This window comes from Halovibrio salipaludis (assembly GCF_002286965.1).
GTDB classification, from domain to species: domain Bacteria; phylum Pseudomonadota; class Gammaproteobacteria; order Pseudomonadales; family Oleiphilaceae; genus Halospina; species Halospina salipaludis.
The window spans coordinates 398,285-416,830 of the sequence record NZ_NSKD01000001.1; the positions used below are offsets into that span (position 1 = coordinate 398,285).

General features: G+C 60.9%; 24 protein-coding genes. 18 read left to right on the plus strand and 6 right to left on the minus strand.

Annotated elements, in window-relative coordinates; translation table 11 throughout:
* Positions 1-71 precede the first annotated feature (71 nt).
* The gene (locus tag CK501_RS01945; protein ID WP_095616582.1) at positions 72-539 is read left to right on the plus strand and encodes a MarR family transcriptional regulator; all 468 of its coding nucleotides are present in this window, start codon (positions 72-74) and stop codon (positions 537-539) included.
* Positions 514-1,485: a L,D-transpeptidase family protein gene (locus CK501_RS01950; RefSeq protein WP_158223016.1), complete on the plus strand. Its 972-nt coding sequence runs from the start codon at positions 514-516 to the stop codon at positions 1,483-1,485. The genes CK501_RS01945 and CK501_RS01950 overlap by 26 nt, the downstream gene beginning before the upstream one ends.
* Here CK501_RS01950 and yfbR read toward each other — a convergent pair.
* Positions 1,464-2,063, minus strand: a complete 600-nt coding sequence (gene yfbR / locus CK501_RS01955) for a 5'-deoxynucleotidase (RefSeq protein WP_095616038.1) — start codon at positions 2,061-2,063, stop codon at positions 1,464-1,466. The two genes, CK501_RS01950 and yfbR, sit on opposite strands and share 22 nt — an antisense overlap.
* 123 nt (positions 2,064-2,186) lie before the next feature.
* Between yfbR and pdxH the strand changes: the two genes are divergently transcribed.
* From pdxH to CK501_RS01990, 7 genes are all read left to right on the plus strand, one after another.
* Positions 2,187-2,822 (plus strand): pyridoxamine 5'-phosphate oxidase, encoded by a 636-nt coding sequence (pdxH, locus tag CK501_RS01960; protein ID WP_095616039.1) that lies wholly within the window; start codon positions 2,187-2,189, stop codon positions 2,820-2,822.
* Entirely contained in the window at positions 2,795-3,496 is a 702-nt protein-coding gene (locus tag CK501_RS01965; RefSeq protein ID WP_198949352.1) for a 4'-phosphopantetheinyl transferase family protein, read from the plus strand. Before pdxH ends, CK501_RS01965 begins: the two co-directional genes overlap by 28 nt.
* The gene (locus tag CK501_RS01970; RefSeq protein WP_095616040.1) at positions 3,493-4,101 is read left to right on the plus strand and encodes a DNA-3-methyladenine glycosylase I; all 609 of its coding nucleotides are present in this window, start codon (positions 3,493-3,495) and stop codon (positions 4,099-4,101) included. Before CK501_RS01965 ends, CK501_RS01970 begins: the two co-directional genes overlap by 4 nt.
* Positions 4,098-4,475 (plus strand): fluoride efflux transporter FluC, encoded by a 378-nt coding sequence (locus tag CK501_RS01975; protein ID WP_158223017.1) that lies wholly within the window; start codon positions 4,098-4,100, stop codon positions 4,473-4,475. The genes CK501_RS01970 and CK501_RS01975 overlap by 4 nt, the downstream gene beginning before the upstream one ends.
* Positions 4,472-4,873, plus strand: coding sequence for a fluoride efflux transporter FluC (locus tag CK501_RS01980; RefSeq protein ID WP_158223018.1), 402 nt, complete (start codon positions 4,472-4,474; stop codon positions 4,871-4,873). The genes CK501_RS01975 and CK501_RS01980 overlap by 4 nt, the downstream gene beginning before the upstream one ends.
* Before the next feature lie 73 nt (positions 4,874-4,946).
* Positions 4,947-5,246 (plus strand): DUF6482 family protein, encoded by a 300-nt coding sequence (locus CK501_RS01985; RefSeq protein ID WP_095616042.1) that lies wholly within the window; start codon positions 4,947-4,949, stop codon positions 5,244-5,246.
* Positions 5,246-5,695, plus strand: coding sequence for a DUF3429 domain-containing protein (locus CK501_RS01990; RefSeq protein WP_095616043.1), 450 nt, complete (start codon positions 5,246-5,248; stop codon positions 5,693-5,695). Before CK501_RS01985 ends, CK501_RS01990 begins: the two co-directional genes overlap by 1 nt.
* A gap of 12 nt (positions 5,696-5,707) precedes the next feature.
* Here the strand turns inward: CK501_RS01990 and CK501_RS01995 are convergent, their stop codons facing one another.
* The 3 genes from CK501_RS01995 to ectA all read right to left on the minus strand — a co-directional run bounded on the left by CK501_RS01995 (position 5,708) and on the right by ectA (position 8,993).
* Positions 5,708-6,781 carry a sigma-70 family RNA polymerase sigma factor gene (locus tag CK501_RS01995; protein WP_198949353.1) on the minus strand — a complete coding sequence of 358 codons (1,074 nt, stop codon included), beginning with the start codon at positions 6,779-6,781 and terminating at the stop codon, positions 5,708-5,710.
* A 163-nt stretch (positions 6,782-6,944) separates the two neighbouring features.
* Positions 6,945-8,381: an aspartate kinase gene (locus tag CK501_RS02000; protein ID WP_095616044.1), complete on the minus strand. Its 1,437-nt coding sequence runs from the start codon at positions 8,379-8,381 to the stop codon at positions 6,945-6,947.
* 93 nt (positions 8,382-8,474) lie between these two features.
* Positions 8,475-8,993, minus strand: coding sequence for a diaminobutyrate acetyltransferase (ectA, locus tag CK501_RS02005; protein WP_095616045.1), 519 nt, complete (start codon positions 8,991-8,993; stop codon positions 8,475-8,477).
* Positions 8,994-9,278: 285 nt separating this feature from the next.
* Between ectA and CK501_RS02010 the strand changes: the two genes are divergently transcribed.
* From CK501_RS02010 to CK501_RS02020, 3 genes are read left to right on the plus strand one after another with little or no spacing between them, the layout of a single operon-like run.
* Positions 9,279-9,950 carry a hypothetical protein gene (locus tag CK501_RS02010; protein ID WP_095616046.1) on the plus strand — a complete coding sequence of 224 codons (672 nt, stop codon included), beginning with the start codon at positions 9,279-9,281 and terminating at the stop codon, positions 9,948-9,950.
* A complete protein-coding gene (locus CK501_RS02015) occupies positions 9,951-10,253 on the plus strand; it encodes a hypothetical protein (protein WP_095616047.1) in 303 nt (100 codons plus the stop codon). It abuts the gene before it with no gap.
* Positions 10,250-10,711, plus strand: coding sequence for a hypothetical protein (locus CK501_RS02020; RefSeq protein WP_095616048.1), 462 nt, complete (start codon positions 10,250-10,252; stop codon positions 10,709-10,711). The genes CK501_RS02015 and CK501_RS02020 overlap by 4 nt, the downstream gene beginning before the upstream one ends.
* 281 nt (positions 10,712-10,992) lie before the next feature.
* On the opposite strand, the gene CK501_RS02030 is transcribed toward CK501_RS02020, so the two are convergent.
* Positions 10,993-13,137: an FAD-dependent oxidoreductase gene (locus CK501_RS02030; RefSeq protein ID WP_095616050.1), complete on the minus strand. Its 2,145-nt coding sequence runs from the start codon at positions 13,135-13,137 to the stop codon at positions 10,993-10,995.
* A gap of 238 nt (positions 13,138-13,375) precedes the next feature.
* Here CK501_RS02030 and CK501_RS02035 point away from each other — a divergent pair, with 238 nt between their 5' ends.
* A complete protein-coding gene (locus tag CK501_RS02035; RefSeq protein ID WP_095616051.1) occupies positions 13,376-13,990 on the plus strand; it encodes an RNA polymerase sigma factor in 615 nt (204 codons plus the stop codon).
* A complete protein-coding gene (locus CK501_RS02040; protein ID WP_095616586.1) occupies positions 13,984-14,826 on the plus strand; it encodes an anti-sigma factor family protein in 843 nt (280 codons plus the stop codon). Before CK501_RS02035 ends, CK501_RS02040 begins: the two co-directional genes overlap by 7 nt.
* 44 nt (positions 14,827-14,870) lie before the next feature.
* On the opposite strand, the gene CK501_RS02045 is transcribed toward CK501_RS02040, so the two are convergent.
* The gene (locus CK501_RS02045; protein WP_095616052.1) at positions 14,871-15,515 is read right to left on the minus strand and encodes a TetR/AcrR family transcriptional regulator; all 645 of its coding nucleotides are present in this window, start codon (positions 15,513-15,515) and stop codon (positions 14,871-14,873) included.
* Positions 15,516-15,651: 136 nt separating this feature from the next.
* Here CK501_RS02045 and CK501_RS02050 point away from each other — a divergent pair, with 136 nt between their 5' ends.
* The 4 genes from CK501_RS02050 (at position 15,652) to CK501_RS02065 (ending at position 18,537) form a co-directional block, all read left to right on the plus strand.
* Positions 15,652-16,203 (plus strand): carboxymuconolactone decarboxylase family protein, encoded by a 552-nt coding sequence (locus tag CK501_RS02050; RefSeq protein ID WP_095616053.1) that lies wholly within the window; start codon positions 15,652-15,654, stop codon positions 16,201-16,203.
* Between the two features lie 27 nt (positions 16,204-16,230).
* The gene (locus tag CK501_RS02055; RefSeq protein WP_095616054.1) at positions 16,231-16,887 is read left to right on the plus strand and encodes a haloacid dehalogenase type II; all 657 of its coding nucleotides are present in this window, start codon (positions 16,231-16,233) and stop codon (positions 16,885-16,887) included.
* A gap of 203 nt (positions 16,888-17,090) precedes the next feature.
* Positions 17,091-17,951, plus strand: coding sequence for a DUF547 domain-containing protein (locus tag CK501_RS02060; RefSeq protein ID WP_095616055.1), 861 nt, complete (start codon positions 17,091-17,093; stop codon positions 17,949-17,951).
* Positions 17,952-18,114: 163 nt separating this feature from the next.
* Positions 18,115-18,537: a hypothetical protein gene (locus tag CK501_RS02065; RefSeq protein WP_095616056.1), complete on the plus strand. Its 423-nt coding sequence runs from the start codon at positions 18,115-18,117 to the stop codon at positions 18,535-18,537.
* Positions 18,538-18,546 lie beyond the last annotated feature (9 nt).

The following is an 18,546-nucleotide window of genomic DNA, read 5'->3' on the forward strand; positions in this document are numbered from 1 at the left end:
GCAATATACCAGCAGGAAGAACAATGGATGGTAGGATGGCAGGCAGCCAGCCCAAGCAGAGTCCCGATAAGATGAATCAACGTCAGTTCCCTTTCAGTGTGGCCCGCATTGCCCGTCGCTGGCGCAAGCTGCTCGACGAACGACTCAAGGATCTCGGTGTGACACAGGCACGCTGGAGCACCATGGTCGCCCTCCACCGTGGCGGCGAAGGGGTAACCCAGCGGGAGCTGGCGGAGCTGATGTCCATTGAGAACCCCACGCTGGTGCGGCTGCTCGACAACCTTGAATCCCAGAAGCTGATTGAGCGCCGTCCCTGTGAGCAGGACCGGCGGGCCCGCCGCCTGCACCTGACCGACCGTGGCGAATCCTTCATCAAGAAGCTTGATGAACGCGCTGAAGGCCTCCGTGAGCAGCTTCTGAGTGGCATCAGTGACGACGAGCTGGCAACATGTCTCGATGTGTTCGAACGCATCCTGGCCAATGCCGAAGCCGCGAGTACGGATCAACAGGATCTTGCTGCCACTGACGAAACGAAATAGCCTTTCCCGGACCCTGATCGCCCTCTGCCTTTGGTCGTCCGCCACAGCCGTGGCTGCCAGTGGGCAGGCGCACGAGTGGCAGCCGGGCGATACGATCATCGGCAAACCCACCTGGGTCACCACGGCCTACGAGGACACCTTCGCCGGCATCGGCGAGAACCGTGGTTTCGGTTTTCTCGAGATGGTGCGCGCCAACCCGGACGTGGACCCCTGGCTGCCCGGGGACGGCACCCGCATAAGGCTTCCTTCCCGCCGCCTTCTGCCGTCGCCCCCCCATGAAGACATTGTCATCAATCTTGCCGAGTTCCGGCTCTATCATTTCCGGGACGACCGGGTAGTGACCTACCCGGTGGGCATTGGCAACTCCAGCACCCCCTCACCACTGACCCGGACCAGTGTGCGCATGCGCCTGGAATCCCCGGCCTGGTACCCACCGGAATCCATCCGGGAGGAAGCCGCCGGGGAGGGCCGCAAACTGCCGGCAGAGATCCCGCCGGGCCCTTCCAATCCGCTCGGGCCCTTTGCGCTCCAGCTGGAGGAGGACGGCTACCTGATCCACGGCACCAATAAGCGCTTCGGTGTTGGCCAGCGGGTGAGCCACGGCTGCATCCGGATGTTCAATGACGACATCGAGGAGCTGGTCTGGGCCACGCCCAAGGGCAGTGGGGTGCGGATTGTTGACGAGCCCGTGAAGGCGGCCGTCCAGGGCAACACCATCTGGCTGCAGGTTCACGGGCAGAAGGAAGCCCTCGAGGAGGCAGACCACGACCGTCTGTGGCGGGAAGCCGAAGCCGCCCTGGAACGGATCCGCAGGAGCGAGCCCGGGGTGGAGATCTACCGCGGCCGGGTGGAGGAGGCCGTTGAGCGGGCCAGCGGCCTTGCGGTCCGGGTTGGCATGGTCGTGGGCAAGGCGCCGGGCTGGCGCTACTGGCGCTCCAGCAGGTAGTCCAGGCTGGCGCCGTAGTCCGGGGCAAAGACTTCCAGGAAATACGCCACTTCAGGCAGCGCCTCGGCTTCCAGCCGCGAGCGGATCTGCCGGGCCGCCTGCTCGAACTCCCGGTTGCCCGCCCGCAGCTCCGCCTCACACTTGAGAAGCGCGGCCAGCCGGTCCGCCGCCTTGATCAGCTCCGCCGTGCTGTCACTCCAGCTGCTTTCTTCCAGGTAGGGCGCCAGCGCCGGGCGCAGCGTCTCCGGCAGCAGATCCAGCAGTTCCTTCTGGGCCCGGTGCTCAACGTCCGCAAAGGCCTCGCGCATGACGCTGGAGTAGTACTTCACCGGTGTCGGCATGTCGCCGGTGATCACCTCGGAGGCATCGTGATAGAGGGCGGCCGCGGCAATGGCGTCGGCGTTGACGTTCCCGTCGTAGTGCGTGTTGCGGATGGTTGCCAGGGCGTGGGCAAGGACCGAGACCTCCCAGGAATGCGTGGCCACATCCTCCTCAATGGCATTGCGCATCAGCCCCCAGCGCCGGATCCAGCGCAGGCGGCCAAGGTAGGCGAAAAAGGGGCTTGTCCTGCGTGCCATGATGCGGTACTCCATCGGGCGGTGACTGTTCACAGTGCGCCATTATACGGCCATGGGACTGGCACCGGGCAACGCAGGCCCGAACATGTTAGTGTTCTGGCGACAGCACTCAGGAGGTAAACCGTGGACATTGGCGACATGCGCCGCGATTTTGAAAGCGAGGGGCTGGAGCGTGAGCAGCTGGACGACTGCCCCTTCCGCCAGTTCGAGCACTGGTTCGCCCAGGCGCAGGAGGCGGGCATCGAGGACGCCAATGCCCTGACGCTGGCCACCGCGGATGCCCAGGGCTGGCCCACCGCCCGCACCGTTCTGCTCAAGTACTTCGATGCCGACGGTTTCGTCTTCTACACCAACTACGGCAGCCGCAAGGCCAGGGCACTGGAAGAGAACCCCCGCGCGGCCATGCTGTTCCCCTGGGTGACGCTCAACCGGCAGGTGACCATCGAGGGCGCTGTGGAGAAGGTGAGCCGCCAGGAATCACTGAAATACTTCACCTCCCGCCCCGAGGGCAGCCAGCTGGGTGCCTGGGTCTCCCACCAGAGCGCGGTGATCGAATCCCGCCAGGCGCTGGAGGCGAAGCTCCAGAGCATGAAGGAACGCTTCCGCCAGGGACGGATCCCGCTGCCGGATTTCTGGGGTGGCTACCGGGTGATCCCCGAGCGCATCGAGTTCTGGCAGGGCCGGCCCAGCCGGCTGCATGACCGTTTCGAGTATCGCCGGGAAGGTGATGGATGGCGGATCCAGCGTCTTCAGCCGTAGCACCGCCGCAGCTGTTCAGTGGGTCGCCCGGCAATGGTGAGCAGGTCACGCTCAATGCCGCGGAAAAGGCTCGACTCGACGCCATGGCGGACGCCGGACGCCGGAGCACCTACGCAACGGCCCGCCAGCTCTGGCGCCAGGGGGCACGGCACTTCACCCGGACCCATGGACTGGCCTGCCCGGATTTCGAGCAACTCCCGGCCGGGGGCGCCATCACCCCCGCTGATGCCGGCTTCAGGAGCAGTCTCTGCCACACCCAGACCCTGGTGCTGGCGGCATTCAACCCGGGGCCCATCGGGGTGGATGCCGAGCCGGTGGATCGCCAGCCGCCGTGGCAGGCGCTCGCCCTGCGCTGGTTTTCAGGCCCGGAAACGGATTGGCTTCAGGCGCAGGACCAGCCTGAAGACGCCTTCCTGATGCTCTGGACCCTGAAGGAGGCCTGGATCAAGGCCACCGGGCGGGGCATTGCCGGCAACCTGCAGGCACTGGTTTTCGACCCTGAGCACAACGGGGTTGTTCTGGACCGGCCGGATCCAGCCTGGCGCGTGGCCACCACCACGGTTCAGGGCCACCGGCTGTGCGTGGTCTGGCAGGGGCACGCAATGCCCGAATGGCGGCATGAGGGGCTGATCCGTGACGCGCACTGGCACTTACACAGGGTGGATTCAGCATGAAGAATGTGACGGAACGCAGTGACGGGCGCTGCCCCTGGTGCGGTGACGCGCCGGATTACATCGAGTACCACGACCGGGTCTGGGGCCGTCCTGTAACGGACCGGAATGAGCTCTTCGAAAAACTCTGCCTGGATGGCCAGCAGGCCGGGCTGAGCTGGCTGACAATCCTGCGCAAGCAGTCAGGCTACCGGCAGCGGTTCGAGGCATTCCAGCCCGAGCGCCTGGCCAGCTGGGGCGAGCCGGAGATCGAGGCGGCTCTGTCGGACACCGGCATTGTCCGCAATCGCCGCAAGGTCGAGGCCATTGTCGGCAACGCCCGGGCGCTTCTGGCCATGGAACAGGAGGGCGAGGCGTTCAGTGCCTTCCTGTGGTCGTTCGTGAACCATCAGCCGATCATCAACGAATTCCGTGACGTGCAGGAGATTCCGGATGAAACCGCGGCGTCCAGGGCCATGTCCCGGGCGCTTAAAAAGCGGAGCTTCCGCTTCGTCGGCCCCACCATCTGCTATGCCTTCATGCAGGCGGTCGGCATGGTCAATGATCACCTCCTGGGGTGCCCAGTCCGGGAGGAAACCGTCGCCCAGAGCCGCGGGGTAGTGCTGTGATCACGGAATTCGTGGCCGTGGCGGTCGGCAGCGCGCTGGGCGGGCTCTGCCGCTTCCACCTGACGGCCTGGATTGACCGGCGCACCCACACGCCACTGTCCTTCGGTACCCTCGCGGTGAACACCCTTGGGGCCTTTCTGCTCGGCCTTCTGGCCGGCACGCTCGGGGGGACAGCGGACCAGCCCGTGGCTGCCGCCCTGGCCATGACGGGCTTCTGCGGAAGCTTCACCACTGTGTCTTCCTGGTCACTGCAGACGCTGACCCTGGCCCGCACACACCGGTTCGGGACGGCGCTCGTGAACCTGGCCGCCACACTGGTGGCCGGGCTGGGTGCGGTCATCCTTGGGCTGGCAATGACAGGAGGTGGGCCGTGAACCAAGGAATCACCAGCCTCTGGGTCGCACTGGGCACAGCACTGGGCGGGATCCTGCGCTACGGAGTGGATCGATTCATGGTCGCTGGAGCCACGTTCCCCTGGAGCACGCTAGTCGTGAACACCCTCGGCTCCCTTCTCATTGGCTGGGTTGCCGCGCGTGCCACCACGCCCTCATCACGGTTCGCTCACGCCGACATCCATGCCTTCCTGGTCCCGGGGGTCTGCGCCGGGTTCACCACATTCTCGGTATTCAGCCACGAGACCCTTATCCTGCTGCGCTCCGGAGCCGTAGCGGCGGGGATTGCCAACATGACGGTCACTGTCGTGCTGATGCTGGCCGCCACCGCTCTGGGGCTGGCAGCAGGCCGGCGGAACATGACAGATCACACAGACTGAGGGCACGGGCAAACCAGATACCACCACGCCATCGTATCTCTCGATACACCACAGGGCATGATGGGACCCGGTTATGCGTATTCAGCTCCCCGCTCTCCGCGACGCGGCACAACGTGTCGAGTACACCGAAATCCGTTCACTGGAAGGCCAGTTCTACATGATCCGTGTGCTGCTGGACGGTCAGCAGCGGGTTCTTTCGGACGACCATAACGCCACCATGCTCCTTCCCAGCATCCCCGCCGCCAATGAGCTGCTCGACGAGGCGGGCATTGCCACCCGGGAACTGGTCCATGATTCGGCCTACAACGAAATGGTCGGTCTGGATGAGGTGGGCATTGATCCACTGCGCATCCCTACAGGGAGATACCGCTGATGCTTGCAATACGCCCGCTTGCATTCACCTTCGGTCTCGCGGGGCTGATCCCCTTCGTGGCCACGCTTGCCATCATGGTGTTTTCCACCCATCACGGCCCGCTGGGGACCCAGCTCTTCTACCTGTACAGCGCGGGGATACTGGCCTTTCTCAGCGGCGTTTACTGGCCTGTGAGCATGCAGATGGGTGAGCACAGCTATCCGCTGTCGCCCATCCACGCCATGTTCCTGAGCCAGGTGTTCTTCGTTTCCGCGGGGCTGACGCTGCTGCTGGACTGGCACTTACAGGCACTGATCTTCCCGGTCCTGTACATCCTGCTGTGCCTTGCGGACTGGTTTACCCTGCCCGGCTACTGGCCGCGCTGGTACCTCAATCTCCGGCTTATGCTGACAACGGGGGTGGTAGCGTGCCAGGCAGCGGCTGCTACCTGGCTCTACCTGGTGCACTGAGGAGGCTGGGGGTCAGTTACCGGCCACATCCGCAAACAGGGCGGCATGCTCACGCAGCTTGCTGAGTGCGCCTTTTTCGATCTGGCGCACCCGCTCACGGCTGATGCCCAGCTCCTCGGAGATCACCTGGAGCGTCTCGGGCTCGTCCCGGTTGATCCCGAATCGCCGACCCAGGATATCCGCTTCGCGTTCACGCAGCAGGTGGAACAGATCCTTCAGCAGGCGCGCCTGGTCCCGTTCCTCCAGCGGTGACTCCCCTTTGTTGCCGCTTTCATCGGCAAGGGTGTCACCCAGTTCCAGATCCCCTTCACTGGAAATCGGCGTAGCGGTTGAAACCTCCGGACGGGCAAAGCCCAGCAGTTCATCCACCCGGTCCGGCGTGGTGCCGGCTGCCTCCGCCAGCTCATAGCGGTCGGGCTGGGAACCGGTTTCGCGCTGGAGACGGGCCTCAACGGCCTGCAGGCGGCGGATCTCATCCACCACATGATCCGGCGTACGCACCACACGGCGACCGCGCTTGATGGCGCGCTTGACCTCTTCGGAGATCCACCAGTAGGCGTAGGTGGAGAACTTGAAGCCACGGGTCGGATCAAAGCGCTCCACAGCCTTGATCAGGCCCAGGTTGGCCTCCTGGATCAGATCCGGCAGCGGCAGACCCCGGCCCTGCTGGCCTCGGGCGATGTACACCGCCAGACGGAGGTTGCTCTGGATGAGTTCACGCCGCCACTTGCGCAGGTCCGCCAGATGCTGGCGTGCCTGCTCGCTGAGCGAACCGCTGTGGGCTTCCACCCGGGCAAGCACCTCCCGGATGGTGAGCGCTTCCGGTTCGGGTTCCGCGATTTCCGCGAGCAGACCGCGAAGGGTCTGTTCCAGTGACTGACCCAGGTCGCGTTCCGCTTCCCTGCCGAGAAGCGAAAAGCGATGGGCATCCCGGAAATAGTGACCGACGACGGAAGCTGGCTCCTGATCGTCGAGCCCTTCCGGCTCGGCTGACGCCGGTTCCTTCCAGGTTTCCGTCGTATCGGCCCTGACGTCGTCAACCAGCTCACGGTCACGCTGTTCCATCGGGTTTAACAGCGTATCCATAGTATTCCCCTGGTTGATGGTTCTATCTGTATATACTGTATGCGGTCGTTTATGGATGACTCAATGCGCCCGCGAGTGTTACCGAGCGGAAGGGTGGGAGCCCCTGTCAGACAGGGGCTCTGAAGCAATAGCAGCGTCTCATCACAGCCATTGAGACAGCCAATCAGGCCGCAACAATGGCGTATTCGTGCTTGTGGGGCTCGATCAGCTTGCCGTGCAGCGTGGCGATGGCGCGCTCGTAGTCGCTCTCCTCCACCACGAACTGCATGTCCACCTGGCGCATGCACTGGTGCATGGCCAGCACCGGGATCTCCGCATCCTGCAGGGCGTTGACCGCCGTGGCCAGAAGCCCGGGCACCTGCATGTCGCTGCCAATGGCGGACACCATGGCCACCTTGCGTGTGGAAATCTCCGCCGAGGGGAACACCTCTTCCAGCGCCTTCACCAACCGCTTCACGTTACGCAGCGAGGTATCCACATAATGGGTGATGGTGTTGGCGTTGGTGTCCTTGCTGATGAAGTGCACCTTGAAGCGCGACAGGATCTCCAGGAACTTGCGGTCCGCCCCGGGCTCGCCAAGCATGTCCTGGTCAAATACCTCGATCCCGAAGACGTGCCGCATGCCGGCCACGATCTCAACCTGTGGCTTTTCGCTCACATAGTCACGGGTAATCAGGGTACCGGTGTGTTCCGGCTCAAAGGTGTTCTTCAGCCGCAACGGAATATCCGCCTGGCGCATGCCCTTGGCCGCGCGCGGGTGGATCGCTTCCATACCCAGGTTCGCGAGCTGGTCCGCCACGTCGTAGTTGGTGCGGCCCAACGGCACCACCTTTTCCGCATCCACGATCTTCGGGTCGGCGGAGCTGAGATGGTACTCCTTGTGGATCACCGCCTCCTTCGCTTCGGTCATGCACGCGATCCGGGAGAAGGTCATCTCGCTGTAGCCGCGGTCGAAGGTGCGCATCAGCCCTTCCTTGCACTGCGCGTAACCGGTCACGATCGCCAGCTCGCGGCTCAGGTCGATCTTGTCGAACGCCTGGGAGACCTTCTCATCCAGCGGCAGGGTTTCGGTGTCACGCCAGCCCGTCAGGTCCACCAGGCGGGCGTTGTAGCCCTCATTCTGCAGCAGCAGCGTGGTGTTGAAGGCACTGTGGGCCTCACCGATGCCGGCGAGCATCTCGCGCACCGTCAGCAGGTGGTCCTCCAGCTGGAAATGGCCGTAGGAGCACAGCCGCTGCAGGTCGAGCAGGCAGTTGCGTACACCCTCGATGCGCTCAGCGATGAACTGGTCGGCCTGCTGGCTCAGCAGTTCGTCGCCGAAAAGCTCCTCGTTGATCTCGCACAGGTATTTGGAGAGTTTGGTGAGCTCATCCCCCCAGGCCCAGTCGGAGTCGGACTGGGAGAACAGGGCATAGACCCCTGCGTCGCCGCTCTTCTTGTGCTCCAGAAGCCGGTCCGTGACGCCGCCATAGGCGGAGACAACGAAGATGCGATTGTAGACATCGCCTTCCTCGCGGTTGGCGAGAATGATGTTGTCGCGAACGGCGGTATAATCCGACATGGACGTACCACCGATTTTTTCTACCGTATGTTCTGCCATAGTACCGTTCTTAGGTTGATTCTGACTTTGCGCCCCGGAACCGACCGGTTGTCCTGCCAACCAGTGTAGCCGGCACCGGAGCCGTATGCTGTTTCAGTGAGCGTTCACGTCGAAGGGCCCGATCCGGAACAGGATCTCGGAATCGTGCTGCCCACCGAAATGGGCCTCACTGTCAAAGAAAATGGAGTGCTGTGTCTCCGCGCCCAGATCCCGTGCAAAGGAACGGAACAGGCCCCAGGAGGCCTCGTTGTCCTCGGTGATGGTAGTGTCCATGAAGCGGACGTTGCGGCAGGCCGGGCGTTCCACGATGAAGCGCAGCATGCGCTTGCCCAGCCCGGTGCCACGGGCTTTCTCATGCACCGCCACCTGCCAGACGAAAACGGTGTCCAGCTTCGTGGGTGGAATGTACGCGGAAATGAACCCCACCAGCTCACCGTCAAGCTCGGCAGCCACGCCGGTCTCGGCAAAGTGGGAGCACTGGAGAAGGTTGCAGTAGATGGAATTGGGGTCGAGCGGCGGGCATTCGGCAATCAGCCGGTGTAACCGGTAGCCGTCCGTGTCCGTTGGTTGCCGGAGCTCGATCGCCTCCGCCCTGGAGGTCTCGCTGGTCATTCGGTCTCGAGTTCACCCAGCCATCGGAGCTGTGCCCGCTGTTCTGACTGAGTGCCTTTGCCGTTGATTTTAAGGGCTTTTCTGAAAGCCTGTATGGGATAATACGTAGGTTATTATAAAGGGTGGCTGGTGAAAATGGAACCAGCGCACGCTGCAAGGGCTTTGCCTTGACCCTGAAAATCAGCTTGGGGTATTTTTTCTTCGTCGATCTGAAGGATCAGGTAACCGACGGTCGTCCGTCCACCTTCGGCTGTCAGAGGCATCACTTGAAAGGAATCAACCCGGATGAAGACAGACTCCGTACTTTCCCGGTACAACACAGCTGATTTTGATACCAAGCCAGTTGTGGCACTGGCCAACCTCATGGGGCTCTCCAAGCCCTGCATTGATGAAATCAAGGCCTCACCATCAAAATACGCACCCCACCTGACTGGCGTGGTCCTTTACCGCCATCTCCCGGAACAGAAGCAACGCCTAGTCTTGAGACGCATGCTCGATCAACTGCCTTGGGATTCCCGCGTTCTCCGGGATCTCCGGAAACTGATCGGCTTTCAACGGGTACAGCCCTACTGGTTCATGTGGTCACTCAATGATGCTGAGCTGAAAGAGTTCTTTACTTTTAATCGACAAGTTAGGACATGGACGAATCACACGAAAATTCCCGAAATAACCACTGAGGTAACAGTCGCCGGTGTTGCAAGCACCATCCTGTCATTGCTCAGCAAAGGGTTTAGAGGAACGGCGACAGAAACAATTCGTGCTCTGTATAAGAGCCCGTTGGTCAAGGCGGTGGCTGAGCGCTTCGGCAAGGACCCAGAGAAAGTCGTGCGCGTAAGCGGTGTTACCGTGTTCATTTTCATCCTAATCGCCGGAATCAATATCGCTGCCCGAAAAAGCTCCGATGAAGCCCGAAAGGAGCTTGCTGCTAGAGGACTGCTGGTTTACGAGGACCTATGAATGTACGGCGTTATTGCGCTTGCTCTCGCATGGTTCATCCGGCTGACAGTGATTAATGGGCTAAGCGGCGGGCGGATGCCGTTGGGGTTATCCACCTCCTTCCAGCACAGCCTTCTCAATGCAACGCTGTTCGCTTTTGCGGGAGCCGTTCTGGCTGCTCCCCATGTTGAGCCGGAAGTCTCACGAGACCTTTTTTTTATCCTGGTTGCCGTCTTTGTTCCGTTTACCCTCCATGGCTGTAAAAAAGCCAGCAGCCTTGGAAAAACGAAAATGGATTTACTTAACCGGAGCGACAAGTCATGACCCTACGGCAGTATATGGCAATTCTTTTCACAGGCGCCGTTCTGGCGTTAGCTAGCGTTCCCATAGGGATTGCAGCTGAGCCCGCCTCTAATGACGAACCATTAACCCCCTCGGCACGCCTACTTTATAAGATCAGTTTCTGTGGAAGTGTCGCGGAAACACAGGGGAGGAACAAGCAGAGTGAGGCTTTCCTTGAGATCAACAGGAAGCTGGAAGCTGCCATTCTGGAAAATGGTTGGTCGTCGGCGCAGCTTGCCAGCGCGATGCAGTCAGTGATCAGCAACGGCTTCCCAGAGCTTGAGCCTGAGCCGACAGAGACCATGCCTGAATTCGCTCGCCGCACATTTACGGAAAAGCGATGCCAGTCAATCCTTAACGATATCTCTTCCCGGATAGAGGCTGGGCTCCCGTCGCCGGAAACCACTAACAACGAAGGGCACCAGGAAAAAGACCCATGATGCTTTCTGGCGGCGTACTAGCACTCATATCCTCGATTGCGCTTTACCATTGGTGTATTAACCGGCTGACTTCCCGCCCCGTCAGTTCATGGTTGGTTGAGTGGCTAATGATCACCCTGCCTACTTCGGTAATGGCAGCTCTGTCCACAACCGCCATCGCTCATGCTCTGATCCAGGAGTTTGAGATAGGATTCGGGTTACTCTTCTGGATCTGTTTCATAGGTTTAATGGATGCCGACTTCCGAGGCCTCCGAGTCACCAAATAGCACAGCTGAACTCAATCAAAGCCGGTAGCGGTGATAGTGCCCCAGCCACTGGATCACCTTCTGCGGCGCATGCGCCTTCTTCCACTCCCCGGCCGTGAACTTCACGCTCTCGTTCCAGGTCGGGTAGGGGTGGATGGTGCCCAGGATCTTGTTGAGGCCGATCCCGTGCTTCATGGCCAGGATGAACTCGGTCAGAAGCTCGCCGCCGTGTTCACCCGCCACGGTCGCGCCCAGGATCTTATCCTTGCCGCGGCGAGTGATGACCCTGATGAAGCCATGATCCTCGCTCTCGGCGATGGCGCGGTCCAGGCCGTCCAGGCCATAGGTGGTGACTTCGTAGTCGATGCCCTGTTCCCGGGCCTCCGCTTCACTGAGCCCGACTCGCCCGACTTCCGGTGAAGTGAAGGTCACCCAGGGAGTGACCGAGTAATCCACACTGAAACGCTTGAACTGGCCGAAGAGCGCGTTGACCGCCGCATGCCAGGCCTGGTGTGCCGCCATGTGCGTGAACTGGTAAGGGCCCGCGACGTCGCCGCAGGCGAAGATGTTGGGGTAGATCACGCTCAGGTCGTCGCTGGTCGGAACGGTTCCCTGTGGGCCGGGTTCAATATTCAGGGCCTCAAGCCCCAGGCCTTCGGTGTTGCCCTTGCGGCCAACGGCCACCAGGACCCGGTCGAACGGTATCCGTACCGTTTCGCCACCGTGCTCGCAGTAGACCACCCGCTCGCCGTCTTCGACCGCGAACCGGCTGGCCTTGTGGCCAAGACGGACATCCACGCCTTCCTCACGGAAGCGATTGAGGACCAGCTCCGACACATCGGTATCCTCACGCGGAAGGAGTCGGTCCCCCTGTTCAATCTGGGTCACATGGGTGCCCAGCCGCGCAAAGGCCTGACTGAGCTCAGACCCGATGGGACCGCCACCGAGCACCACCAGACGCCCCGGCTGTTCTTCAATCTCCCAGAGGTTCTCCGAGGTCAGCGGCTCGACCTCCTCGATACCGGGGATCGGCGGCACGAACGGCTTGCCACCGGTGGCGATGACCACGGTCCGGGTGGTGATGCGGCGTTTGGCGCCGTTTTCATCCAGCTCAATCTCCCAGGGGGTGACGAAGCGGGCGGAACCCTGGATGCAGTCGACACCCAGGCTGGTGAACCGCTCCACCGAGTCATTGGGTTCAATGGTCCGGATCACGCTGTGAATCCGCTTCATAACGCTGGCGAAGGGGACTTTCGGCTCACTGGCCTCCAGGCCGTACCGGTCCGCCTGGCGCATCATCTGGGCGACCCTGCCCGAGCGGATCAACGCCTTGGAGGGTACGCAGCCGGTGTTGAGGCAATCACCGCCCATTTTCCCGCGCTCCACCAGTGCTACTTTCGCGTTGACGGTGGCGCCAATGTAGGCGGAAACCAGACCGGCACTGCCGCCGCCGATCACGACCATGTTGTAGTCAAAGCGCTCCGGCTTCGGGAAATCCGCATAGAGCCGCTTCTTCTGGATGCGACCCACCACAAACCTGGCAATGAGCGGGAAAACGCCCAGAAGGACGAAGGACAGCAGCAACTCAGGGGAGATAATGTCACCCATGCTCTCGATCTGCGCGAGCTGGGTGCCGGCATTCACGAAAACCGCGGTGCCGGGCAGCATGGCGAGCTGGCTCACCCAGTAGAAGGTCCAGGTTTTCATCCCGGTCAGACCCAGGACGATGTTGATCACGAAGAATGGAAAGACCGGGATCAGGCGCAGCGTGGCCAGATAGAAAGCACCGTCCCGCTGGATGCCATCATCGATCTTCTTCAGATAGCCCGCGTAGCGCTTCCTGAGAGTGTCCCGGAAGAGGAAGCGCGCCACCAGGAACGCCAGGGTCGCGCCAATGGTGGAGGCGAAGGAGATCACCAGTAAGCCCCAGCCAAACCCCAGGAGCGCACCACCGGCCAGGGTCATGACAGCGGCGCCTGGCAGGGAAAGAGCGGTAACAGTGACGTAGATGACAAAGAACAGCGAAAGACTGACAAGCAGATTCTGCTCGATCAGCGCTGCAAGATTCGCCTGATGGTCCTTGAGCACCCCAAGTTCCAGAAAACGGCCCAGATCGAAAACGAAAAAGACGCCAATCAACAGCACAATCGTGCCAGCAATCACTTTCTTGCTGTTACTCATCCTTGCATTCCTTCTGGTAATGAATAGCTCGCTGATAGTCCGACGCGAACCGGTCGATGACGTTACAGGTATCGGCGTATTAAAAGCCACCAGCCGGATACGTATTCAACACCTTCGCCGATCCACGACAGCTTGGATCTTCTGGCGCGCACTCCCGGTGTGAATGGTTTTTTTACGCCACTACGACCAAGCCGTTATGATTCAGAACGGTCAATGATGCTTGCGGGCGACTCTATCCATGGAACAGGCGATAACGGACGAACAACAACTTATCGAAAGGCTGCGCCAGCGTGATTCCGCGGCCTTCCACGAGGCGGTTCAGCGCTTCTCCGGTGCCATGCTGGCAACGGCCCGCAGCATGCTCGATCCTTCAACCGCTGAAGACGTGGTTCAGGAGACCTGGGTTGCCGTGGTGGATGCCATCGATGGTTTTGAGGGCCGTTCGGCTCTCAAGACGTGGTTGTGCACCATCACCGCCAACCGCGCCCGCAACCGCTTACGCCGTGGCAGGCGGGAAACGCTGACGGACTTCCAGTCACCACTGGACCCCGCTCTCGAGACCCGTTTCAATGAGGGTGGCGGATGGTCTCAGCCAACCCGGCCCTGGGGATCCGAATCGGCCGATGAGCTTCTTGAGAACGAAGCCCTTAAGGACTGCCTTAACAAGCATTACGAGGCTCTCACGGAAACCCAGCGTGCGGTGTTGATGATGCGCGACATCCAGCAGATGGCGTCTGAAGACGTCTGCCGCATTCTGGGCCTTTCGAATTCCAACCTGCGCGTTACCCTTCATCGGGCCCGACAGAAACTGTTCACCATGATTGAAGGCTTCCGGGAGACGGGCGAATGCTGAAATGCAACGAGGTCACGGCCCTGGCCAGCGACTGGCTGGACAGCGAGCTGACGTTCACGGAGCGCATGCGCATTCAGGTGCATCTTCTGATGTGCCGCCACTGCCGGAACTTTGTGGATGGCATGGCTGCCACCCGCAACGCAGTACGCGCCGGTATCCCGGAGGAGGCGCCCTACACGGCGGACCTTGAAACACGCATCCAGAACCGGCTGGATCAGCGACTTACAGGGGAGGCCATCAGGGCTGAACCGTCACAGGCACACGCCTCAGCCGGTAACGACAGGGTTTTCCAGCCCGTCGGCGACAGTGATGACGCGCGCGTACAGGCGGTGTTCGCGGATATCCGCGACCATGAGGGATATGTTCCCAACCTGTTCCGCAGTTATGCCCACAACCCGGAACAGCTGGAGCAGGTATGGGGTCGTGTGCGCAGCCTGATGTTCGGTGGGCGGCTCTCGGCGACACTCAAGAACGCCATCGCAACGCTGATTTCCCAGGACAACGGCTGCGATTACTGCGTTTATCACCACCACCGGATGCTGTGCCGACTTGGTATCAACACCAATACACTCAAGCGTTTCCTGGCGACGGCTCAGGCGGATTTCCTGGATGAGCGCGAACAGGCACTGCTCAGGCTGGTCCGCGAAGCCAACCGGAACCCACACCAGGTTCCCCCGGAGCTGCTGGAAGAAGCCCGCGCAGCAGGCGCTGACGATGACAATATCATCGAGGCAATGAGCGTGATGGAACTCTACGCGGGCTTCAATCGACTACTGGATTCATTCCGGATCCCGATTGAATCGGAGTTCGCCGACGCACAAGGGTCTTCCCTGTAACAATCCCCAGAGCCCCGTGTTTTGAGTCAGAGCCGCAGGATCACCTACGGCCCGGCCGTGGCCATGGACTCATCACGCGGTTTCAAGGCGTGGCGCTGTAGGGCCCCGATCATATCCTCGGCCAGCAGCAGCACCGATTCCGGATCCACACGGCGATGGGCAAAGGTTCTCAGTGCCATGATCTGCGCCTGCCAGAGTCGAGCCAGACGCACGCAATCGGTCTCCGGGGGCAACTCGCCCAGGCCCCGGGCACGTTCCAGCGTGGCGGTCAGATCGCTTTCAATCCGGTCAAACAGTTCATTAACCGTTTCGTTCAGCGCCGGCGTATCGGCCGTCGTTTCGAGCAGTGTTTTCACCATCATGCAGGCGGCAACAGGCGCGTCCCCGGCTCCGGCCTCGCCGGTCGCCTCCGCGGCCAGCTGACGCAGGTAGGCGGTCAGCCCATCCAGCACTCTGTCGTGGGCCTGCAGCACCCGCGCCATGCCATTGACCAGCTGTTCGTAATACGTCGTCAGCGCCGCCTGGAACAGGTTCTCCTTGCTGCCAAAGGCGGCATAGATGCTGCCGGGGCGCATGTCCAGAGTGGTTTCCAGATCCTTGAGCGAACAGGCGTGGTAGCCCCTTTCCCAGAACAGGTGGGCGGCTCGCTGGAGTGTGACCTGGTGGTCGTGTCGCGCGGTTCTTGGCATAACGGGATGCTTTTTGAGTGTTCGCTCAATTATAACTTGAGTGATCGCTCAACAACAGTTACCCTTACTGTAGTTTTTGAGTGATCACTCAAAAATTGATGCCAGAATTCCAGCCTGAACAATGTAAGGAGGCTCCATGAGTACATTCCGTCTGCATGATGTGGAAAGCGCCCCAGAGGAATCCAAGCCCATTCTGGAAAACTCCCGGAAAACCATGGGCATGATCCCCAACCTGCATGCGGTCCTGGCGGAATCGCCGCAGACGCTGAAAGCGTATGGCACGCTGCACGAACTGTTCAGCAACACCAGCTTCAACAGGGATGAAATCACCGTCGTCTGGCAGACCATCAACGTTGAAAACGAGTGCACTTACTGCGTACCGGCCCATACCGCCATTGCCAAGCAGATGGGCGTCTCCGACGACATCTCCCAGGCGTTGCGGGATGAAGCCCCTCTCCCGGATGACAAGCTGGAAGCACTGCGCACCTTTACCCAGCAGGTCATGGCCAAGCGGGGGAATGTCGAAAAGGCTGACCTGGACGCCTTCTTCAGGGCCGGGTATGGCCATCAGCAAGTGCTGGAAGTGGTGCTCGGACTGGCCCAGAAGACCATCAGCAACTACGTTAACCACATGGCGGAGACGCCACTGGACGAACCCTTCCAGCCGCTCAGCTGGCAGCGCTCGTAACCCTCTGGCCCATCAGGAGAACTCCGGATGACACCGACGCTGGCGTTCGACGTGTACGGCACCCTCGTTGATCCCTCCGGGATGATCGACCACTTACAGACGTATGTCGGTGCGGAGGCGGAGACCGTCTCCGCCCTCTGGCGACAGAAGCAGGTCGAGTATGCGTTCCGCCGGGGCCTGATGGGGCAGTACGCGGATTTCGGGGTCTGCACGCGGCAGGCCCTGGATTACGCGTTCCAGTCCGTTGGGCAGCAGCTGGATGATGCCACAGCCGATGCCCTCCTGGCCGCCTACCAGAGCCTTCCGGCCTTTAATGACGCTGCGCGCGCACTGGCCGCAATGCAGTCGCATTACCGGCTCTATGCCTTCTCCAACGGTACACCTGAGGCGGTGGAGCGGGTTCTGGTGAATGCCGGGTTGCGTGACTACCTCACGGGCATTGTCAGTGTTCACGAACTCGGAACCTTCAAACCCAACCCGGCTGTCTATGAGCACGCGCGCAATGCAACCGGAGCCGGTTCGGGGACACTATGGCTGGTATCCGGCAACCCCTGGGACGTCATTGGTGCACGCTCGGCAGGACTGGAGGCCGCCTGGGTCCAGCGGGACCCCAGCACGGTGTTTGACCCCTGGGGTATCGAACCTACCAGGATCATCCGGAATCTGGACGAACTCGCACGCTAGCCTCAGGTGCGTTCATCATTCCGATCAAGATACACGCCATTCCATGTCCAAAGCGTTACAGCGCCGGTACGAAAGAGCGGGAAAACCGTGTTCTTTCTGATCACGCTGGAACAGACCGAAAAGGGCAGGTGCCCGGCACTGTAACGAAGCGCCAACCAGCATGTCCCTGTCGTCCATTCCATCCGTACAACTGGGAGCCAGGCATGCCGATCACCCGATACTCTACCGGCGCTATCATGGCCACACTGATGGGAGGCCTTGTCACTCCTGTCCATGGCCAACCACTCGCGGAGACCTATACGCCTTACCAGAAGCTGTTGAACGACTATCTGGTTGAGCAACGCACGGACACGGGCGGTCTCGTCTCCGCGTTCGATTACGAGGCGGCCCTCGAGGACCCGAAAACCAGCAAACGGCTGAAGCAGCAGAACCGCCTTCTGGCCAAGTTCGACACCGACACACTCGACAGCCGCGAGAAGGCCCTGGCGTTCTGGAACAATGCCTACAACTATTTCATGATCGAGACCATCCTCACCGAAACAGTTGATGGCGGGCTGGTGGACTCGGTCTGGGATTATGGCGGGCGCTACAACCCATTCCGCGACAGCGTCTTCCAGTGGCAGGAACACCGAATCGGCGATGCACACTACAGCCTGGACCAGATCGAAAAGGATATCCTTCTTGGCGAGTCCTTCGAAAACAAAGGCTGGAAAGAAGCGCGGGTCCATTTCACTGTCAACTGCGCTTCCGTTGGCTGTCCGCCTCTGCGGGAAACCCTGTACACCGCTGACAACATCGAGCGGCTCATGACGGAGAACACCCGTTTTGCGATGCAGACCGAACGACAGATGCGGATTGAGGGCGACACACTTTACCTCAGTCAGCTTTTCGATTGGTACAGCGGCGACTTCGAGGCCGAAGGCGGGTCCATCCGGGATTTCATAGGGGACTATACGGGCCAGGACATTACGGAGGCTGTTGCTGACACCGACACCATCCGCTTTATTGATTACGACTGGTCGCTGAACAAGCCCTCCAATTTCCCTGAACTCAAAACCCGCTGAAAACCGCCATTGCTCAGCACTGGACAGACCAGCGGCTGATCCAGCCTGCCAGGTCAAAGGATCAGGGCCTCGACCACCACAATGCCGGCAGTTACCTCTGTAACAGGGGGCCTGTCCATGTGTCGTATATCATAAGTCCACACCCAAATCATCCGGAGGCCTCATGCATCACAACATTGAGCAGCGTTTGCCCATAGCACTTTTTACCCTGCGACTGGGCGTTTTCATTGTCATGCTCATGTGGACCCTCGATAAATTCGTGCAGCCTGAACACTCGGCGGGCGTTTTCGCGAACTTCTACGGGCTGTCCGGGCTGGGCCCCAGCATCTTCATGATCCTTGGTATCGCCCAGCTGGTACTGGTCCTCGCCTTTGTGGCAGGCGCTTTCCGGCGGCTGACCTATGGACTCGTGTTTCTCCTGCACGCGGTATCCACTTTCTCCTCCTGGGCCAAGTACCTGGACGCCTTCAACAACCTACTTTTCTTCGCCGCGTGGCCCATGTTGGCCGCGTGCTTTGCGCTCTACCTGCTAAGGGATCAGGACACCCTGTTCAGCGTCGACGCGGCGCGCAAACCCGGGCGGTGAGGGCAATAC